The organism is Myxococcus xanthus (genome assembly GCF_006402735.1).
GTDB lineage: Bacteria > Myxococcota > Myxococcia > Myxococcales > Myxococcaceae > Myxococcus > Myxococcus xanthus_A.
On record NZ_CP017174.1, the window covers coordinates 7,031,468 to 7,050,721 of the forward strand.

Annotated in this window: 15 protein-coding genes; 1 reads left to right on the forward strand and 14 read right to left on the reverse strand. The window is 68.7% G+C overall.

What is annotated here, in order from left to right:
• Positions 1 to 283 precede the first annotated feature (283 nt).
• Positions 284 to 1,516, reverse strand: coding sequence for a cell division protein FtsA (gene ftsA, locus BHS09_RS28770; RefSeq protein ID WP_002634374.1), 1,233 nt, complete (start codon positions 1,514 to 1,516; stop codon positions 284 to 286).
• Between the two features lie 46 nt (positions 1,517 to 1,562).
• On the reverse strand, positions 1,563 to 2,417 hold the full coding sequence (locus tag BHS09_RS28775) for a cell division protein FtsQ/DivIB (protein ID WP_174260097.1): 855 nt from the start codon (positions 2,415 to 2,417) through the stop codon (positions 1,563 to 1,565).
• A gap of 533 nt (positions 2,418 to 2,950) precedes the next feature.
• On the opposite strand from BHS09_RS28775, the gene BHS09_RS28780 reads away from it, so the two are divergent.
• Complete coding sequence (locus BHS09_RS28780) at positions 2,951 to 4,576, forward strand: zinc metalloprotease (protein WP_237079890.1); 1,626 nt, start codon at positions 2,951 to 2,953, stop codon at positions 4,574 to 4,576.
• 123 nt (positions 4,577 to 4,699) lie between these two features.
• Here the strand turns inward: BHS09_RS28780 and BHS09_RS28785 are convergent, their stop codons facing one another.
• From BHS09_RS28785 to rsmH, 12 genes are read right to left on the reverse strand one after another with little or no spacing between them, the layout of a single operon-like run.
• Complete coding sequence (locus tag BHS09_RS28785) at positions 4,700 to 5,656, reverse strand: D-alanine--D-alanine ligase (protein WP_140794634.1); 957 nt, start codon at positions 5,654 to 5,656, stop codon at positions 4,700 to 4,702.
• Positions 5,653 to 6,585, reverse strand: a complete 933-nt coding sequence (murB, locus tag BHS09_RS28790) for a UDP-N-acetylmuramate dehydrogenase (RefSeq protein ID WP_140794635.1) — start codon at positions 6,583 to 6,585, stop codon at positions 5,653 to 5,655. Before murB ends, BHS09_RS28785 begins: the two co-directional genes overlap by 4 nt.
• A gap of 4 nt (positions 6,586 to 6,589) precedes the next feature.
• A complete protein-coding gene (gene murC / locus BHS09_RS28795) occupies positions 6,590 to 8,008 on the reverse strand; it encodes a UDP-N-acetylmuramate--L-alanine ligase (protein ID WP_140794636.1) in 1,419 nt (472 codons plus the stop codon).
• Positions 8,005 to 9,156: an undecaprenyldiphospho-muramoylpentapeptide beta-N-acetylglucosaminyltransferase gene (gene murG, locus BHS09_RS28800; RefSeq protein WP_140799634.1), complete on the reverse strand. Its 1,152-nt coding sequence runs from the start codon at positions 9,154 to 9,156 to the stop codon at positions 8,005 to 8,007. The genes murC and murG overlap by 4 nt, the downstream gene beginning before the upstream one ends.
• A complete protein-coding gene (gene ftsW / locus BHS09_RS28805) occupies positions 9,153 to 10,319 on the reverse strand; it encodes a putative lipid II flippase FtsW (RefSeq protein ID WP_140794638.1) in 1,167 nt (388 codons plus the stop codon). Before ftsW ends, murG begins: the two co-directional genes overlap by 4 nt.
• A gap of 4 nt (positions 10,320 to 10,323) precedes the next feature.
• Positions 10,324 to 11,691 carry a UDP-N-acetylmuramoyl-L-alanine--D-glutamate ligase gene (murD, locus tag BHS09_RS28810; protein WP_140794639.1) on the reverse strand — a complete coding sequence of 456 codons (1,368 nt, stop codon included), beginning with the start codon at positions 11,689 to 11,691 and terminating at the stop codon, positions 10,324 to 10,326.
• Positions 11,692 to 11,710: 19 nt separating this feature from the next.
• Positions 11,711 to 12,889, reverse strand: a complete 1,179-nt coding sequence (gene mraY, locus BHS09_RS28815; RefSeq protein WP_140794640.1) for a phospho-N-acetylmuramoyl-pentapeptide-transferase — start codon at positions 12,887 to 12,889, stop codon at positions 11,711 to 11,713.
• A complete protein-coding gene (locus BHS09_RS28820) occupies positions 12,889 to 14,289 on the reverse strand; it encodes a UDP-N-acetylmuramoyl-tripeptide--D-alanyl-D-alanine ligase (RefSeq protein WP_140794641.1) in 1,401 nt (466 codons plus the stop codon). The genes mraY and BHS09_RS28820 overlap by 1 nt, the downstream gene beginning before the upstream one ends.
• A 38-nt stretch (positions 14,290 to 14,327) precedes the next feature.
• Entirely contained in the window at positions 14,328 to 15,851 is a 1,524-nt protein-coding gene (locus tag BHS09_RS28825) for a UDP-N-acetylmuramoyl-L-alanyl-D-glutamate--2,6-diaminopimelate ligase (protein ID WP_140794642.1), read from the reverse strand.
• Between the two features lie 51 nt (positions 15,852 to 15,902).
• A complete protein-coding gene (locus BHS09_RS28830) occupies positions 15,903 to 17,921 on the reverse strand; it encodes a penicillin-binding protein (protein ID WP_140794643.1) in 2,019 nt (672 codons plus the stop codon).
• Positions 17,918 to 18,337 (reverse strand): cell division protein FtsL, encoded by a 420-nt coding sequence (gene ftsL / locus BHS09_RS28835; protein WP_140794644.1) that lies wholly within the window; start codon positions 18,335 to 18,337, stop codon positions 17,918 to 17,920. The genes BHS09_RS28830 and ftsL overlap by 4 nt, the downstream gene beginning before the upstream one ends.
• Positions 18,334 to 19,248, reverse strand: coding sequence for a 16S rRNA (cytosine(1402)-N(4))-methyltransferase RsmH (gene rsmH, locus BHS09_RS28840; protein WP_140794645.1), 915 nt, complete (start codon positions 19,246 to 19,248; stop codon positions 18,334 to 18,336). The genes ftsL and rsmH overlap by 4 nt, the downstream gene beginning before the upstream one ends.
• Positions 19,249 to 19,254 lie beyond the last annotated feature (6 nt).

Here is a 19,254-nt window from a genome sequence, read left to right on the forward strand (position 1 = left end):
GCAATCCGAGAGCCAGCCTCTGTCCAATCTACGACCCTCGGTATTCCGAGGATTTCAGCGCCCAGCTCGAGGGGTAGAGCCCGCCCCATCCGAACCACGGATCCAGATTCCGGAAACTGGACCGACTCGCGCATTCGAGAGGGCAACCCACCAGGTCGGCTGACGCGTCAAACCAGGACGCTGACGCGTCAGTCGGGACGCAGGGTGTGGCCCACGGCCAACAAAAAAGGGCCCTCCTTTCGGAGAGCCCTTTGGCAACGCGGTGGGCGCTCGGCCCGGCGCGTCAGAAGATTTCCTCGAGCCACTCACGCATGCGGCCCTTCACCTTCTTGTACACGTTCTCCTCGCGGATGCGGAACATGCGCCGGTCCAGGTGGCGGGCACCGTAGACGACCAGACCCACGCCGGTGGCGTACATGGGGCTCTTCACCACATCCACCAGACCGCCAATGCCGCGCGGCATACCGCGGCGAACGGGCAGGCCCAGGACTTCTTCCGCCAGCTCCGGCATGCCGGCCAGCAGCGTGGAGCCACCCGTAATCACCACGCCCGAGGCCAGCAGGTCCTCGTAGCCGCACTTCTGGATTTCGCGGTGCACGAGCTGGAAGATCTCCTCCACGCGCGGCTCCAGGATTTCGCAGAGAATCTGCCGCCCGAGCACGCGGGGCTGACGGCCCCCGACGCTGGGCACTTCAATGGTGTCGTCCTTGTTGATGAGCGACGACAGCGCGCAGCCGTACTTCTGCTTGATGCGCTCGGCCTCGTGCGCGGGGGTGCGCAGGCCAATGGCGATGTCGCTGGTGAGGTTGTTGCCGCCCAGCGCAATCACCGCCGTGTGGACGATGGAGCCGCCGGAGAAGATGGCGATGTCCGTGGTGCCGCCGCCGATGTCGACGAGGCACACGCCCAGCTCCTTCTCGTCCTCACCCAGCACCGCCTCCGCGCTGGCCAGCGGCTGGAGAACGATGTCGGAGACGTTGAGCCCGGTGCGGTTGGCGCACTTGACGATGTTCTGCGCGCTGGACACGGCGCCGGTGACGATATGGACCTTGGCCTCCAGACGAACGCCGGCCATGCCCAGGGGCTCCTTGATGCCGCCCTGGTCGTCGATGATGAACTCCTGCGGGAGGACGTGGATGACCTCCCGGTCCAGCGGAATCGCCACGGCCTTGGCCGCATCAATGACCCGGGCGATGTCCGCCTCGCGGACCTCCTTGTCCTTGACGGCGACGATGCCCTGGGAATTGAAGCCCTTGATGTGGCCTCCGGCGATGCCCGTGTAGACGTGGGAAATCTCCGCCCCCGCCATGAGCTCCGCTTCTTCCACCGCGCGGCGGATGGAAGAGACGGTCGCCTCGATGTTCACCACCACGCCCTTGCGCAGACCCTTCGACGGATGCGTACCGATACCGATGATGTCGATGCCGCTGTCGGTCAGCTCTCCGACGATGGCGCAGATCTTCGTCGTGCCGATGTCGAGGCCGACGATGATCTCCCCCGACTTCTGCTTCGCCATGACAACCCTCCCAGGCCCCCCACTCTCGTGAAAGGGGCGCGTCCTCTTACCGCATCGAAGCCCCGCTCCTCTCGGACGCGGGGCTCGAAATCTTCACCGCCACCCAGCCGGGCCGGGCACGGTTATCCAGGTGAATGATCTCCGCTGCAAGCCCCCTCGCACCCAGTTCGCGCCGGACACGGGCAAGACGTTGCAGCTTGACCTCGGAATCTCCTTCACCCAGGCGCACTTCCTGCCCGGACGCCGTCACCAGCGCCAGGCTCTGCGCCTCCAGGCGGACCTCCGACAACTGTTCGGCCTTCTCGGGTGACAGCCGCGCGTACGCGCTGGCCACCGTCAGCGCCGAACGGAGGCGCTCCCGCGCCGCCGCCGGGTCCGCTACATAACCCTCCCGGTCCAGGCCTGTCACCAGGGGCAAATCCAGTCCGTCCCCGGGTGTCACCCGCTTGAAGGGCTCGCCTTCGTCGTCCAGGACGTACAGCTCCCCCAGCACGGCCATGGCCACCGGCACGTGCTCCGTCACCTCCACCGACACGCGGTTGGGGAAGCGCCGCGTCACCTCCACCGTGCGCAGCCAGGGGTGCTGGTGCATGGCGCGCTCCAGTGCGTCCACGTCCAGCATCCACAGATTCTGGCCCTTCGTCAGCGCCGCCAGCCGCAGCAGCTCCACGCGGGAGGCGCGCTGGAGGCCGGAGAAGGACACCGCCTCCAGTTCGAAGCGCGGCGACGTCAGCGCCCACTCCCGCAGCGCCACCCCACCCCACACCAGCAGTCCGGTGCCCAGGGTCAACCCCAGCATCTTGAGCACCCCCGGCCCGTGCGAACGCACCGCGCCCCGGACCGCCTCTTTCTGCTGGGCGGCGTCCTGACGGCGGCGGTTCTTGGATTTACCGAAGGCCATGGGGAGAAAAGGGTTGACGCATGCTGTGCGCGGATGCGGCGTCACGCCAGTTTTTGGCTACAGGCACGTCGCTGTAGCGGGCGCGTTCGTCCATCGGGTCCGGGGCTGGTTGTTTCTCACGGGGCTCGCGAAAGGCGCAGCGCACATTCCTTCTCCCTCCCCCCTAATTTCAAGGGTGTTCCCCTCGAGTTGAGGGAGCGGGCCTCCTTCCTTGCCGCCGCGCGGGCGCTTCATCCCGGTGGGCCATGGGCTCGGACAGGCGCACCAGCGACGCCCCAGCCCCTGCCGAGCACCGTTTTGGATGAACGGCATCGCGAAATGGAATCTTCAATTTCAGGAATTCCGAAATTATCCATGATTAGATGAAAATTGGCGAGAGGCTTCACTGCAGGAAGGGTGTTGGCCGTGTAACCCGCGGGCCATGCAGCCCTGGACGTCACAGCCGGCGGGTTGACACATTCACTGAGTTGCAAAAGTCATCCACATGCACGTCGTGCACCGTGGGACGCAGCCACGGGCTGCGAGAGGGAAGTATGCAGAAGCTGACCATGACGGTCGTCATGCTGTGCGGAGCACTGGTGTCAGGGTGCCAAGGCGAAGAGGGGGAGCAACCCGCCCACGAGCAGCCCGGAGTCACCGTCACAGAGGAGGCCATCGCGTCCTCCAGGCAGGCGGTCGTCTCATCGTCGCTGGAAGCGGCGCTCTCGTGCATCGCGACGTACGTGAACACGGGGACCTGTGACTGGGAGCACTGGAGCGAGATGGAGGACACATGCAGGTTCTACGAGCACCCGGAGCTCGATGACGGCACCTTCCTCGATGAGGTTCAGTCCGGAAACTGCACGGCGGCCAACTGGCCCACGCTGCGCGCGCAGCTCATCGGCGTGAACACGCCGCTCGTCCGCATGCGTGAAAACTGCGACGGCGCCTCCCAGGTGATCCAGGAGACCGAAGCCAGCGGCTGCCACACACTCCCGGAAACCATCGGCGCATCCTACGTCGACGTGCCTTTCGGGAAGACCGTGACACTCCATGCCGGAGCGAACTGCACCGGAGACTCCGTCTTCGTCGCTAGCGACACGAACCTCTGCGAGACCTCGTTCGCGAGCGGCGCCAGCGCGAACGACAACGTGCGCTCGTTCCAGATTCAGGGCTTCGCGGCGCGCCCCTCTCCGTTCGACTACGACTGCGCCCCCAACGAGTTGACCTGCGTCAAGAACTTCAACGCCAGGGTGGGCGACGTCAACCAGGCGCACAGCGTCAAGGTCGTCCGCGTCTCGCTCGCTGGCAAGACGACGCCCAGTTGGGGGTCCATCCAGAATGCCCTGGACGTCCTGCAAGCCAAGACATCCGTCATGTCTCGAAACCGGCTGCACCTGGGATTCATCAGGCAGAACGTGACCGTGACCAGGACTGCCTGCAGCGCGGTGAAGAACGATGCCGCGCTGCGAGCCGGACATAAAGCGAGCGACTTCCTGACCATCTTTGTGCTGCCCAAAGGGGTGTGCCCCTCCTCGAACGCCGGCTCGAACAGGGCCAACCTCATCAGCACCGTGCCCCGGGACTTCATCCACGAGGTCGGGCACGTCCTCGGCCTCGCGCACAGCAGCGTGCTCAACTCCGCGACCGGCAAGATCAACTCGTCCGGCGACGCGAGCTCGTACATGAGCATCTTCGCGTCGGACAACTACAGCCTCGCGCAGCTCCACTGGCTCGGGTGGACGAAGAAGGAGGATCTCTTCAAGGTCAACTCGGCCCTCGACAACACGGGCTTCACCACTGTCACGCTCCGTCCGCTGGACAACAACGAGGACAGCACCAGCCCCCTCCCGCTGGGGGCAGTCTGGGAGATGCCCTTGAGCGGCAAGCCGGATGAGAAGCCTCAGCAGTTGTTCATCTCGGTACCGAAGCGGAAGACCAATGGGACGAACCAGATTGAGGGCGGCACGGTGTTCGTGCACCTCGCACCCATCTGCCAAAACTGCACGGGCATGGCCATGCACACGACGCAGTTGGCGAGATTTGGCCCCAGGTCCACCAGTGAGCACCGGGCGAACGCCCTCTACATCAAACCGGTGAGCTTCGAGAGCACCCGCGTCCAGGAGAACGGGCAGACCGTCGAGGTGTTCACCTCCGTCACGGTGCAAATCAGGAAGTAAAGAGGCCCGCCAGCCGAAAGCGCCGCGGCGTCTTCATCCGCCGCGGCACCTTCCCGAAACCCGGTCGCGGTGTCATGGGCGCGTCTCGCAGGTGAGCGCGAGGTTCGCAGTCCCCCAAGACGCTCAGGCCTTGAGACACGCGCCCAACAGCAGGCGCTCGCACAGGGAGGGGAAGTCGATGCCGCGCCCCGCGGCGATCTTGGGCAGCAGGCTCGAGGCCGTCATGCCCGGCAGCGTGTTCGTCTCCAGCAGGAACACCTCGCCTCCGTCGGTGACGATGACGTCCGACCGCGAGCCCCCGCTACAACCCAGGGCCTGGTGCGCGGCCAGGCACACCTCGTTCACCCGCGCATACTGATCCGGAGGCAGGGGCGCGGGGAAGAGGTACTGCGTGCCGGTGCCCGCTTTGTACTTCGCGTCATAGTCGTAGAACTCGCGCGCGGCGCGGACCTCGATGACGCCCAGGGCCTCATCGTCCAGCACTCCACCCTGCACTTCGCGTCCCTTGACGAACTGCTCCACCAGCAGGGTGCCCGCGTACTTCGCCGCGTCCGTCACGGCGGCCTCGTAGGCGTCCCGCGTCTTGCAGATGTGCACGCCCACGCTGCTGCCTTCGCGGCTGGGCTTCACCACCACTGGAAACGGGAAGGGCAGGCTGTCCGCCGCCGCCAGCGCCGACGCGGCGTCCCGGAAGGAACGGTACGCGGGCGTGGGGATGCCGTGGGCCACGAAGACCTGCTTGGCGTACACCTTGTCCATGCCCAGCGCGGAGGCCAGCACGCCGCTGCCGGTATAAGGAATGAAGAGCGACTCCAGCAGTCCCTGGAGGCAGCCGTCCTCGCCATAACGCCCGTGGACGGCCAGCCACGCCACGTCCACCTTCTCCGCCGCCAGGCGCGCGGGCAAGTCCCGGCCCACGTCAATCTCCACCACGTCATAGCCCAGCCCGCGCAGCGCCCCGGAGACGGCCTCACCGGTGCGCAGGGACACGTCGCGCTCCGCGGACATTCCGCCCAACAGCACGCCGACACGCTTCTGCTTGAGCTCGTCCTTCGTGAAGGCACCGCGGTTTGGAGTCACAGGAAGTCTCCCAGGCGCTTGACTTCGGGTTTCATGTCGACGCCGGACTGCTCGCGCACCCGCTGCTGCATGAGGGTGACGAGTCCCAGCACGTCGCGGGCGGTGGCACCGCCCAGGTTCACAATCCAGTTGGCGTGCAGGGTGGACACCTGCGCGCGCCCCAGCGAGTACCCTTTCAGGCCCGCCAGTTCAATGAGTCGCCCGGCATGGTCACCTGGCGGGTTGGTGAAGACGCTGCCGAAGTTGGGCTGACTGAGCGGCTGTGTCCGTTTCCGGTAACCCAGGTCCGCGTCCATGACGGCCTTGGAGGCCCCTACGTCCCCCTTGCGCAGTGCGAAACGCACCCGGGTGACGACGCCGCCCGGCGGCAATTCGGAGTGACGGTAGGCGTGCGGCACCTGCGCCTTCGTCAGCCACCCCACCCCATCCGCCGTGGCCACCTCCACCGCCTCGATGACGCGGAAGGCCTCGCCATTCTTGGTGCCGGCGTTCATCGCCACCGCGCCGCCCAGCGTGCCGGGGATGCCGGCCAGGAACTCCGCGCCGACCAGGGCGTGGGCCCGCATGACGTTGATGAGACGAACGATGGCCGCCCCCGCGCCCAGGGTAAGCCGCCCTTCCTCGGGGCCCACGTCGGCCACCTCCGGGAAGAGGTCTCCGGGCAGCTTCAGCGTCAGGCCGGGCACCCCGCCGTCACCCACCAGCGTGTTGGCGCCGCCGCCCAGAATCGAGACGGGGATGCCTTCCTCGCGCGCCAGCTTCAGCAGCGCCACCAGGGCGTCCGGCGAGCGCGGGCGCACCAGGGCCTCCGCGGCGCCGCCGGCCCGGACGCTGGTGAGGGGCGCCAGCGGTTCACCCGCCTTCACCTCGCAGCCGCCCAGCGACTCCACGCGCGCCGCCAGCGCCGTCTTCACGCCCGCTTCCACCATGGCGCTAGTCCTTCGACAGGGGGGTGGTGCGCAGCAGCTCGAGCAACTCCGGCCCCACGTGGGTGATGTCACCCGCGCCCAGCGTCAGCACCAGGTCACCCTCGCGCAGACGCGGCAGCAGCGCCGCCGGCAGGTCGGTGCGCTTCTCCACGAACGTGACGTCGCGGTGGCCGTGGGCGCGGACGGCGTCCGCCAGCGCGTCGCCCGTGGCGCCATCGATGCGCTCCTCACCCGCCGCGTAGACGCTGGTGACGAAGAGCACATCCGAATCATTGAAGGAGGTGGTGAACTCCTTCATCAGGTCATGCGTGCGCGTGTAGCGGTGCGGCTGGAAGGCCACCACCACCCGGCGTCCGAAGGCCCGACGCGCGCCGGCCAGCGTGGCCAGCACTTCCGTGGGGTGGTGCCCGTAGTCGTCCACCACGGTGATGCCCTGGGCCTCGCCGCGCACGGTGAAGCGCCGCTGCACGCCGCCGAACTCGGCCAGCGACTCGCGGACCGTCTCCAGCGGGATGTCCATCTCCTCCGCCACGGCGATGACGGCCAGCGCGTTGAAGGCGTTGTGCGCGCCCACCATCCGCACGCTGAACTCGCCCAGCGACTCCTCCCGGCGGTAGGCGTGGAAGCGCGTGGTGAAGCCGTCCAACTGGATGTTCTCCAGCCGGTAGTCCGCCATGTGCGAGCTGCCGTAGGTGACGAAGCGCTTCTCGATGCGCGGCAGCAGCGCCTGGACGTTGGGGTTGTCCAGGCACAGCACGTTGAGGCCGTAGAAAGGCACCCGGTTGCAGAACTCCACGAAGGCGGACTGGAGCGTGTCCAGGTTGCCGTAGTGGTCCATGTGCTCCGGGTCGATGTTGGTGACGATGGCGATGGACGGGTGCAGGTGGAGGAAGCTGCCGTCGCTCTCGTCGGCCTCCACCACCATCAGCTCGCTCTTGCCCAGCTTGGCGTTGGAGTCGAGCACGTTCACCTTGCCGCCCACCACCGCCGTCGGGTCCAGGCCCGCCGCGCTCAGCACGGTGGCCACCATGGACGTCGTCGTCGTCTTCCCGTGGCTGCCGGCCACGGCGACCGCGTACTTCAGGCGCATCAACTCCGCGAGCATCTCCGCGCGGGGGATGACAGGAATCTTCCGCTGCCGGGCGGCGACCACCTCCGGGTTGTCCTTGCGCACCGCGGAGGAGATGACCACCACGTCCGCCTGGACCAGGTTCTGCGCGCGGTGGCCTTCGAAGAAGGTCGCGCCCATGCGCGCCAGGCGCCGGGTGATGTCGCTCTCACGTAGGTCGGAACCGGACACCCGGTAGCCCAGGTTCAGCAGCACCTCGGCGATGCCACTCATGCCGATACCACCGAGCCCCACGAAGTGGACCTGCGCCGCGTGGCGCGTCTTGAAGAGGCTGGGGGGCTTGTTACGCGTCACGAATGGCTCCTGGGGGCCTTCTTCTCGGCTTCGATGGGGGTGCGCTCGCGGCCGTTGGGGCCCCACGTCTGGACCATCAGGTCCACACACACGTCCGCCAGCTCCTTGGCGGCTTCCGGACGGCCCAACAGGCCCGCCTTCTTCTCCATGCTCTTGAGGCGCTCGGGGTGGCCCTTCAGCTCACGAATCGTCTGCGCCAGCTTCTCGCCGGTGAGCTCCGACTCGCGGAACATCAGCGCCGCGCCCGCGTCCACCAACGCCCGCGCGTTGACGGCCTGGTGGTCGTCGGTGGCGTGCGGGAAGGGAATCAGGATGCTGGCCTTCTTACAGACGGTCAGCTCCGCGAGGGTCGTCGCGCCGGCGCGACATACGACGAGGTCCGCGCGGGCATAGGCGCTGGACATGTCGTCGATGAACTCCACCACCTCCGCCTGGAAGCCCTTGTCCGCGTAGCCCTTGCGCACCGACTCCAGGTCGTTCTTCCCCGTCTGGTGGACGAAGTGCAGGCTGTCCTTCAGGTCGCCCAGCGAGTCCAGCGCATCCGTCATCCGCTGGTTGATGCCCCGCGCGCCCAGGCTGCCGCCGAAGACGAGCACGGAGAAGCGCTCGTGCGCGACGTGGCTGCGCAGGTAGTTGTCCATCAGCTTGCGGCGGATGGGGTTGCCGATGAGCTGGACCTTCTTCTCCGGGAAGAAGGCGCGCGCCTCCTCGAAGGCGATGAACACCACGCGGACAATCCGGCCCAGCACCTTGTTGGTGAAGCCGGGCAGCGCGTTCTGCTCCTGGATGGCGGTGGGGATGCCCATCAGCCACGCGGCCAGCACCACCGGCCCGCTGGCGTAGCCGCCCACGCCCACCACCACGTCCGGCTTCTGCCGGGCGAGGATGCGAAAGGACTCGATGAAGGCCAGCGGCAGCGCGAAGAGCGCCTTGAGCAGGGACAGGAAGCCCTTGCCCTTGAGTCCCTGCACCTTCACCAGTTCCAGCGGATAGCCCTCCTTCGGAACCACGCGCGACTCGATACCGCGCTCGGTGCCCACGAAGACGACCTCGTTGCGGTGATGCCGTGTCACCACCTCTTCCGCCAGGGCGATGCCCGGAAAGAGGTGTCCGCCCGTGCCCCCACCCGCGATGAGCACTTTCATCATGCCGCCACCTCCCGCATGTCTGTTCCCACCCGGCTGGGCCTCGCGGCCCCCTGGGTGTTCGCGCTCAACGACAACAGCACTCCAGCCGCGCCCATCAGCACCACCAGCGATGAACCTCCGTACGACACGAAGGGCAGCGTCAGCCCCTTCGTCGGCAACAACCCCATGGCCACGCACATGTTGACCGCGGCCTGGAACGCGATGATGGAGCTGATGCCCAGCCCCAGGTACGTGCCGAACGTCTCCCCCGCCGCCAGGCTGGCCCGGACGCCGCGCCACAGCACGACGCCGTACAGCACCACCAGAAGGCCCACGCCAATCAGGCCCGTCTCCTCGGCGATGATGGAGAAGATGAAGTCGGTGTGGGCCTCTGGCAGGAAGAAGAGCTTCTGCCGTCCGTCGCCCAGCCCCAGGCCGACCACGCCGCCCGAACCGATGGACATCAGCGATTCGGCCACCTGGTAGCCCACGTCATGCCGGTGCGCCCACGGGTCCATGAAAGCCAGGATGCGCTTCATCCGGTACGGACTGGAGGCAATGGCCACATAGGCCAGGGGCAACGCCAGCAGCACCATGCCCACCAGGTAGCTCAGCTTCGCGCCGGCCGCGAACAGCAGCACGAAGAGCATGAACACCAGCAGCACGCTGCTGCCGAAGTCCGGCTGCATCATGCAAAGCAACACCAGGATGCCACACAGCGCGAGGTGCGGAACGAAGCCCACGGAGAACTTCGCCACCTTCTCCCGCTTCTTCGCCAGCGAGTAGGACAGGTAGACGACCCAGGCGAACTTCGCCACCTCCGCCGGCTGCAGGCCGAAGCCCGGCAGGCGAATCCACCGCCGCGCGCCACCCGCCGTGCTGCCGATGCCGGGGATGTTCACCAGCACCAGCAGGACGATGGCCGCCAGCAGCAGCGGATAGGCCCAGCGCGCCAGCCGGCGCCAGCCGACCTTCATGGCCACGGCCATGGCGCCCAGCCCCAGGCCCGCGGCGACGAGCTGACGCTTGAGGAAGTAGAGGCTGTCGCCCAGCTTGTCCTGCGCCAGCACCGCGCTGGCCGAGTACACCATCACCAGCCCGAAGCTCACGAGCCCGAGCACCGCACAAAGCAACACCGGGTCGAAGCGCACGAGGGCGGAGGACGGAGGAAAAGGGTTCTTCATACCGTCACAGCGCCTCCACCAGGCGCTTGAACGAATCGCCCCGGTCCTCGAAGTTCTTGAACTGGTCGAAGGACGCGCACGCGGGCGACAGCAGCACCGTGTCACCCCGCGCCGCCAACTCCCGCGCCCGCGCCACCGCCTGGGCCAGGGTGCCGCACGCGTGGACCTGCGCCACGCCAGCGTAGGCCCGGGCCAGCGTGTCCGCGTCGTCGCCAATGGTGAGCACGCCCTTCACCTTGCCCTGCCCCGCTTCCACCATGGGCGCGTACGGCGCGCCCTTGCCCTTGCCGCCGGCAATCAGCCACACGCCGCTGGAGAACGCGCGCAGCGCCACCAGCACCGAATCCACGTTGGTGGCCTTCGAGTCGTTCACCCACTCCACGCCATCCAGCACGCGCACGCTCTCCAGCCGGTGCGGCAGGCCCGGGTAGCCGTCCAGCCCCGCCTGCACCGCGCCGGAAGTGACGCCGCCCAGGCGCGCCAGCAGCGCCGCCGCCATCGCGTTCTGCGCGTTATGGGCGCCGCGCAGCGCGCGGTTCGTCAACGTGTAGTGCTCGCCCAGGAACTCCAGCCGGAAGCCGCCCGGCTCCGCCACCGCCAGGCCCGCCAGCGCCGGGGCGTCCGCCACCGGCTTGCCCGTGAGGCTGAAGCCGTACACCGACGACTTCGCGCCGCGCGCCAGGCCCAGCACGTCCGCGTCGTCCGCGTTGACCACCGCGAAGTCACCGGCCTGCTGCTGCTGGAAGATGCGCGCCTTCGCCTCGCCGTACGCCGCGTGGCTGGGGTACCGGTCGATGTGGTCCGGCGTCAGGTTGAGGATGGCCGCGCCCCGGGGGCGCAGCGTGCGGATGCCCTCCAACTGGTAGCTGGACAGCTCCACCACCAGCGCGTCCCAGTCGCCCGGGGCCATGGCCGCCTCGCTGAAGGGCCGGCCCAGGTTTCCGCCCACGAAGGTGCGCTTGCCGCCGCTGGCGAAGAGCGTGCCCGTGAGCGCCGTGGTGGTGCTCTTCCCGTTGGTGCCGGTGATGCCGAACAGCGGCACACCAGACAGCAGGCGGCCCGCCAGCTCGACCTCGCCCCACACCGAGACACCGGCCGCGCGCGCGGCTTGGATTTCCGGCAGCGCCAGCGGCACGCCCGGGCTCACCACCACCAGGTCCTGCGACGCGAGCAGCCCCGGCGGCGTGGGTCCGGACACCAGCGTGGCGCCCAGCGACTTCACCTCGTGGGCCACCGCGCCCAGCACGTCGTCGCCCCGTGCGTCCAGCGCCGTGACGTCCGCGCCCTGCCGACGCAGCAGACGCAGCGCGGCCACGCCGCTCTTCGCGAGCCCGAACACCAGCACCTTCTGACCGGACAGCGCCAACGTCATGGCCGTGCCACCTCCGGGTTCAGCGGAGCTTCAGGGACAGGAGCGCCACGCCACCACAGAGGATGGAGACGATCCAGAAACGGACGATGATCTTCGGCTCGGCCATTCCTTTGAGCTCGAAGTGATGGTGCACCGGCGCCATCTTGAAGACGCGCTTGCCCGTCATCTTGAAGGACGTGACTTGAATCATCACGCTCAGGATTTCGGCGAAGAAGATGCCGTGGATGATGGCGGACACCACCTCGTTCTTGGACAGCACCGCCAGCCCGCCCAGCGCGCCCCCCAGCGCCAGCGAACCGATGTCGCCCATGAAGACGGAGGCCGGGTAGGTGTTGAACCACAGGAAGGAGATGCCCGCGCCGACGATGGCCGCGCAGAACACGGCCAGCTCCGCGCCGCCCGGCACCTGGAGGATGCCCAGGTACTGGTACAGCGGCGTGGCCACCAGCTTCGACACGCCGCCCACCGTCTCCGAGTCCGCGATGCTCAGCGTGGTGCCCGCCACGTAGCAGAGCACCGCGAAGGTGATGGCGGACACGATGGTGGGGACGATGGCCAGGCCGTCCAGGCCGTCCGTGAGGTTCACCGCGTTGGAGGTGCCCACGACGACAATCCACGCGAAGAAGACGTAGAACCAGCCCAGGTCCGGGTTGAACCAGCGCGTGGGGATGAAGGGCAGCGTCAGCTTGGTGTTGATGAGCAGCGTGGGCCCGAACGAGCCGTCCGGCAGCGTCCACGTCGTCAGCAGGCCGAACACGGCGACGAGGAAGAAGAAGGTCTGCAGCACCATCTTCTTGCGCCCGGCCAGGCCCTTGGAGTTGCGCTTGGACAGCTTGAGCCAGTCATCCAGGAAGCCGATGAAGCCGTAGCCCAGCGTCAGCAGCAGCATCACCCACACCGCGCGGCTCTTCAGGTCCGCGAACAGCAGCGTGCCCGCCGCGATGCACAGCAGGATGAGCGCGCCGCCCATGGTGGGCGTGCCCTTCTTCTTCTGGTGCGAATCCGGCGTGTCCTCGCGCACGTTGCTCTGGCCGTGCTGCTTCAGCCGCAGCCGGGCGATGAGCTTGGGCCCGATGAGCATGCCCAGGAGGAGCGCGAAGACGCCCGCGGCGATGATGCGGAAAGTGGGGTAGCGCAGGAAGTTGAGGACGCGCCCCGCCTCGGAGTTCTGGATGACCTCGTAGAGGAGGTACAGCACTAGTGGTTTCCTCCGGGGACGGCCGTGCCCGTCAGGGCGGCCACCACCCGCTCCAGCCGCATGCCGCGGCTGCCCTTCACCAGCACCACGTCACCTTCGCGAAGCCGGGGCGCCAACCACGCCATCAGCGGCTCCACGTCGGTGAAGTGGGCGGCGGATTCACCCATGGAAGCGGCCTCCCACCCCTTCACGGAGCGGGGACCGAAAAATGCCGCCAGCGTCGCGTGCGAGGGAATCTGGCCGCCCAGGCGCGCGTGCTCCTCGAGCTCGCTCGGCCCCAGCTCCAGCATGTCCCCCAGCACCACCACGGCCCGGCCACCCGCGGGCACCAGCGTGCCCAGCGTCTCCAGCGCGGCGTCCATGGAGGCCGGGTTGGCGTTGTAGCAGTCGTCGATGACCGTCACGCCGTGCTGCCCGTCCACCACGTTGAGGCGCCGCGAGTACGGCCGCGCCGTCTCCAGGCCGCGCACGCACTCCTCCGGCGTGTAGCCCAGCGCCAGCGCCACCGCGAAGGCCGCCGTCGCGTTCTGCGCGTTGTGCGGCCCCACGAAGTGCAGCCGCACCGGCCACTCGCGGCCCAGGTGCCGCACCGTGGCCACCATGCCCTCGCGGCCCAGCGTCTTCACGTCCGCAAGCCGCACGTCCGCGTGCTCCGCCCGGCCGAACGTCAGCCGCTGCGCTCCGCTGCGCTCCGCCTGCGCGGGGATGAGCGCGTCGTCCACGTTCACCACGATGGTGGTGCCGTGCCCCATCTCCTGGAACAGCTCGCCCTCCGCCGCCGCCACGCCCTCGATGCTGCCCAGCCCTTCCAGGTGCTCGGGCTGGACCACTGTGATGACGCCAGCGTCCGGCTGGACAATGCGCGCCAGCCGCTCGATTTCCCCCGGCTGGTTCATCCCCACTTCGATGACCGCCGCGACGTGGCGCGGCTCCAGCCGGAAGAGCGTCAGCGGGACGCCAATCTCATTGTTGAGGTTGCCCTCGGTCTTCAGCGCCGGCCCGCGCGTGGCCAGGATGGCGCCCACCATCTCCTTGGTGGTCGTCTTCCCGTTGGAGCCACCCACCGCGCACACCGGAATCCGGAAGCGCTGACGGTGGTGCCGTCCCAGCGCGCCCAGGGCCCGCAGGGTGTCATCCACTTCATAGAGAACCAGCCCAGCGGGCAGCTCGGGCAACGGGCGCCCGCGCGCCACCACCGCGCCGGCCGCCCCGCCCTTCGCCGCGGCGTCCACGAAAGCGTGGGCGTCGAAGCGCTCACCCACCAGGGCCACGAAGAGGCACCCGGGGGTGAGTGCCCGCGTGTCGGTACAGACGGTAGCGTAGGCGGCCCGGGCCGGGCCGCCACGCCGGGTTGCCCCGGTCGCCTGCACCACCTCTTCGTCGCTGAAGGAAGCTGCCATGGTGTGAGAGATGGGCGGGTCGACGGGGCTCGGGAGGCTCAGCCAGCGGTGCGGTTGGCCAGCGCCTTCGCGGCCACCTGCCGGTCGTCGAACGCGTGCTTCTCCGCGCCGACCTGCTGGTACGTCTCGTGGCCCTTGCCCGCGATGAGGACGACGTCGTCCGCGGACGCCAGGCTGATGGCCTGCTCGATGGCCGCGCGGCGGTCCGCGTCGACCAGGTAGCCCTTCTCACCGCTCTTCGCCTTGCCGGCGGAGATGCGGCGCAGGCCGCTCTTCTCGATGCCCGCGGTCACCTGGGAGATGATCTCCTCCGGATCCTCGGTGCGGGGGTTGTCGCTGGTGATGACGGCCAGGTCTGCGCCCTCACCCGCCACCGCGCCCATCAGCGGACGCTTGCCCTTGTCGCGGTCCCCGCCGCAGCCGAACACCGCGATGACGCGGCCCTTGGCCAGCGAGCGCGCCGCCTCGATGGAGCGCTTGAGCGCGTCATCCGTGTGCGCGTAGTCCACCAGCACCGCGGGGGCGCCGGACGGACCGTAGTTCTCCACGCGCTCCATGCGGCCGGCCACCGGCATCATCCGCTCGATGCCTTCCTGCACGTCGCGCCGCGCGAAGCCCGCGCCCAGGCCAATGCCCACCGCCAGGAGGATGTTCTCCAGGTTGTGGGGCCCCAGGAGCTTGCTCTTGAGCGGGATGTCACCGGCGGGCGTCTTCAGCACGCCCTTGATGCCCTGGAGCGAGAAGCTCACGTCGGCCGCGGAAATCTCCCCGGAGCCCTGACGGCTGAACTTCCACGCCATGCGCTTCTGGCCGCGCTGCTCGTTGTAGATGCGGCTGGCGTAGGTGTCGTCGCCGTTCACCACCGCCACGCCCGTCGCGGACAGGTTCTCCGCGAAGAGCTTCCGCTTGGACTGGAAGTAGTCCTCCATGTCCTTGTGGTAATCGAGGTGGTCGCGGCTCAGGTTGGAGAAGCCCGCGGCCTTGAAGGTCAGCCCGTGCACGCGCTCCTGCGCGAGCGCATGGCTGGACACCTCCATGATGACCGTCTCCACGCCCGCCTCCACCATCTCCCGGAGGATGCGGTGCAACTCCAGCGGATCCGGCGTGGTGTTGGCGCACTCCACCGTGCGGCCAGCGAACTTGTAGCCCAGCGTCCCGATGACGCCGGTGGACGCGTACGTCGCGGTGCTCATGGCCTCCAGCAGGTAGCTGGTGGTCGTCTTCCCGTTCGTACCGGTGATGCCCAGCAACGTCAGCTGGTCCGCCGGGCGGCCGTAGAAGTTGGCCGCGATGAGCGCCAGCGCCTTGCGAGCGCTGCCCACCTTGAAGAAGGGCACCTGCGAGGATGGCACCGGCTTCTCCGACACCACCGCCACGGCGCCACGGGACACGGCCTCACCGATGAACTGGGCCCCATCCTCCTTCGTGCCAGGAATGGCGACGAACAGGTCTCCCGGCTTCACGCGCCGCGAGTCCTGCGTCACACCGGTGACGTCAACCGCGGAACGGCCGCCCGAGGTCTGCTCGGCACCACATCCTGCGAGGACATCCGTCAGCTTCATCTCTTCCCCTTCACACGCATTGCAAGAGCGGGGCCTGGAGCGGACGCGGCCTTATTGCCGCGCGGCGAGCTCCAGCGTCACCCGGGCCCCCTTCTCCACCAGTGAACCGGCGGCGGGGGTTTGAGATACCACGCGTCCACTGCCCAATACCTGTGGCTCCAGCGCCGCGGCGAGCAGCTTCACCACGGCCTCACGTCCTACTTCTCCCTGAAGGTCCGGCACACGCACCGTGCCGGGTTCAGGGGTCTCCGTCACCGCGTCCACCAGCGCCGTCCGGGCGGCGCCGGAGGCATTCGCCCCCGGCTTCGCCGCGGCAGGCGCGGGGGACTCGGCGGCCACGGCCACCTCGGGTGCCACCGTCCGGGACGGGGGCACGGCCAGGTGAGCCATGGCGGCGGTCGCAATCTCCTTGAAAGCAGGGGCAGCCACGGTCCCCCCGTATACGTCCGTCTTGGGTTCGTCCACTACGACAAGAATCACTGCTCGCGGAGACTCGGCCGGTACCACCCCAACAAAGGAGGCAATCCGCTTGTCCGAATACCCCCGCGCCACCGGGTCTGCCTTCTGCGAGGTGCCCGTCTTTCCGGCCACCCGGTAGTCCTCCATGGCGGCCCTGGTGGCCGTCCCTCCCTTGACCACCACGCTTTCGAGCATGCCCACGACCTGCCGGGCGACCTTCGCGGAGACCGCCCTGCGCAGCTCCGTGGGACGGTTTTCCAGCAGAACGACACCGTCCGGGTCCACCACCTTCGATACCAGATAGGGCCGCATCAGCACCCCATCGTTGGCCAGCGCACCATAGGCGGCCGCAATCTGCACCGCCGTGGCCGTCATCCCCTGTCCGAAGGACTGGTTGGCCAGGGAGATCTCCGCCTTCGGGAACGGCAGGACGCCGCGCCCCTCGCCCGGCAGGGACAGGCCGGTGCGCTCGGCGAAGCCGAAGGTCTGGTAGCCCTTCACGAACTTCTCCCGTCCCATGGCCTGGGCAATCTTCGCCATGCAGATGTTGGAGGACTTCTGGAGGATGCCCTGCGGGGTGAGCCAGCCGTAGGAATGGGTGTCGTTGATGGTGTGGCGGCCCACCCGCCAGGCGCCGTTCTCACAGAAGAAGAGGCTGTCGGCGGTGATGGCCTTCTCTTCCATCGCCGCGGCCACCACGAAGGCCTTCAGCGTGGAGCCCGGCTCGAAGGTGTCCAGGGCGGCGCGGTTGCGCATGCCCGAGCGCGAGCTGGACTCCGGCGTGTTGGGGTTGAAGCGCGGGTGGTTGGCGACGGCGAGCAGCTCGCCCGTGCGCGGATCCAACACCACCGCCATGCCGGCCACGGCCTTGGCGTCCTCCACCGCGCGGCTCAGCGCCTTCTCCGCGACGTACTGGAGGTGGCGGTCCAACGTGAGGGTGACCGCGGCGCCCTGGCGCTGGAGCGGATCCAACGCGCCCTGCACCAGCAGCTTGCGGCCCTTGGCGTCACGGAAGCCGGACGTGGAGGAGTTCTGCCCGGACAGCTCGTCCTGGAAGGCCAGCTCCAGGCCCTCCAGGCCGCGGCCGTCCATGCCCACCGTGCCCACCACGTGGGCGCCCAGCTCGCGCTGGGGGTAGAAGCGCTTGGGCTCCTTGGAGAAGCCCATGCCCGGCAGCGCCAGCGCCTTCACCGCGGCGACCTCGGCGGGCTTGGCCTGGCGCTTCACCCAGGCGAAGCGCCTGGCCCGGGCCAGGCGCGCGCCCAGCTCGTCCGGGTCCAGCTTCAGCGCCTTGGCCAGCGCCCGGGACGCGGCCTTCACGTCGGGCAGCATGGAAGGGTCCACCCAGATGGAGTCCACCTCCACGCTCTGGGCCAGCGGCGCGCCGCGCCGGTCGAAGATGTCGCCGCGGCGGGCCGGAATCTCGATGTGCCGGACGTACTGGTCCTGCGCCATGCCGCGCAGCTTCTCCTGCTCGAAGACCTGGAGCTGCACCGCACGACCAAAGGCGACGCCGAGCAGCATCAGGAACAGCCCGAACAGCAGCCGTACCCGCAGCTTCAGCCACTTCGCGTTGGGCTCGGGAGCCCGCGCCGCCTTGAAGTCTCTCACCGGCCCGCTCCGGCGCGGCCCGCCACGCGGACGGTGGGCTGCGTGGCGTCCGGGACTTCCGCGCGCGCCCCGCTGTCACGCGCCGGCTTCTCCGCCGACAGCGACACCACGGCGCCGCCGCGCGGCATGGCCATGTTCAGCTGCTCGCGCGCCACGCGCTCCAGCCGGCCCGGCGCCTTGAGCGTGGCCAGCTCCAGCTTCAACCGGTCATTCTCGCGCGTGAGGATGCGGCTCTCCGCCTCCTCGCGCGACAGGCGGTAGCCCATGTCCACCACCAGAACCCGGCTGGTGACGTGGAGAATGCCCACCGCGACGAAGAGGGCGAAGAGGCACACGGCCGGCAACAGGTGCAGCAGCACGCCGCCCACCGTCACGGAAGAACGCAACGCCGATACCCGGGAGTGCACCTTGCTCATCGGAGTTTCTCCACCACGCGCAGATGCGCGCTGCGTGAACGGGGATTGGCCTCGACCTCCGCCTCGGAGGCGGCCACGGCCTTCTTCGTCACCAGGGCGAAATCACCCACCCCGCGGCATACGCACACGGGCAGGCCCGGCGGACAGGTGCAGCGCCCCGCGAGCGCGCGGAACGCCTCCTTCACCTTCCGGTCCTCCAGGGAGTGGAAGGCGATGACGGCGGCGCGGCCCCCCACCTTGAGGAGCCCGGGGATGGCGGCCAGCAGCGCGTCCAGCGCCTCCAGTTCACCGTTGACGGCCATGCGCAGCGCCTGGAAGGTCCGGGTGGCCACGTGGATGCGGTTGGGCCACGCCTTGCGCGGCACCGCCCGCTTCACGACCTCCGCGGCCTCCAGCGTGCGCGTGGGCAGGGCCTTCTTCAGCTCGCGGGCAATGGGCCGGGCGAAGGGCTCTTCACCGTAGTCCTTGAGGATGCGGACCAGCTCGCGCTCATCGGTGGTGGCGATCAACTCCGCCGCCGTCGGGCCGTCCGGCCCCATGCGCATGTCCAGCGGGCCATCCTTGGAGAAGGAGAAGCCGCGCTCGGCCACGTCCAGCTGCGGCGACGACACGCCCAGGTCCACCAGCACGCCATCCACAGGCAGCAGGTCCGCGGCGACGCGGGGCAGCTCGGCGAAATTGCCGGCGCGGCCCTGGAAGCGCGGGTTGGCGCCCAGGCGCGCGGTGGCCGCGGCGAGCGCCACCGGATCCCGGTCCACGCCGACCACCGTGGCGCCCGAGGCCAGCAGCGCCTCCGAGTGGCCACCGCCACCCAGCGTCCCGTCAATGATGACCCGCCCATCCGCCGGCCGGAGCAGTTCCACTGCTTCCCGCAGGAGGACGGTCTGGTGCTGGAAGTCCGAAGCCGTCACGGGCCG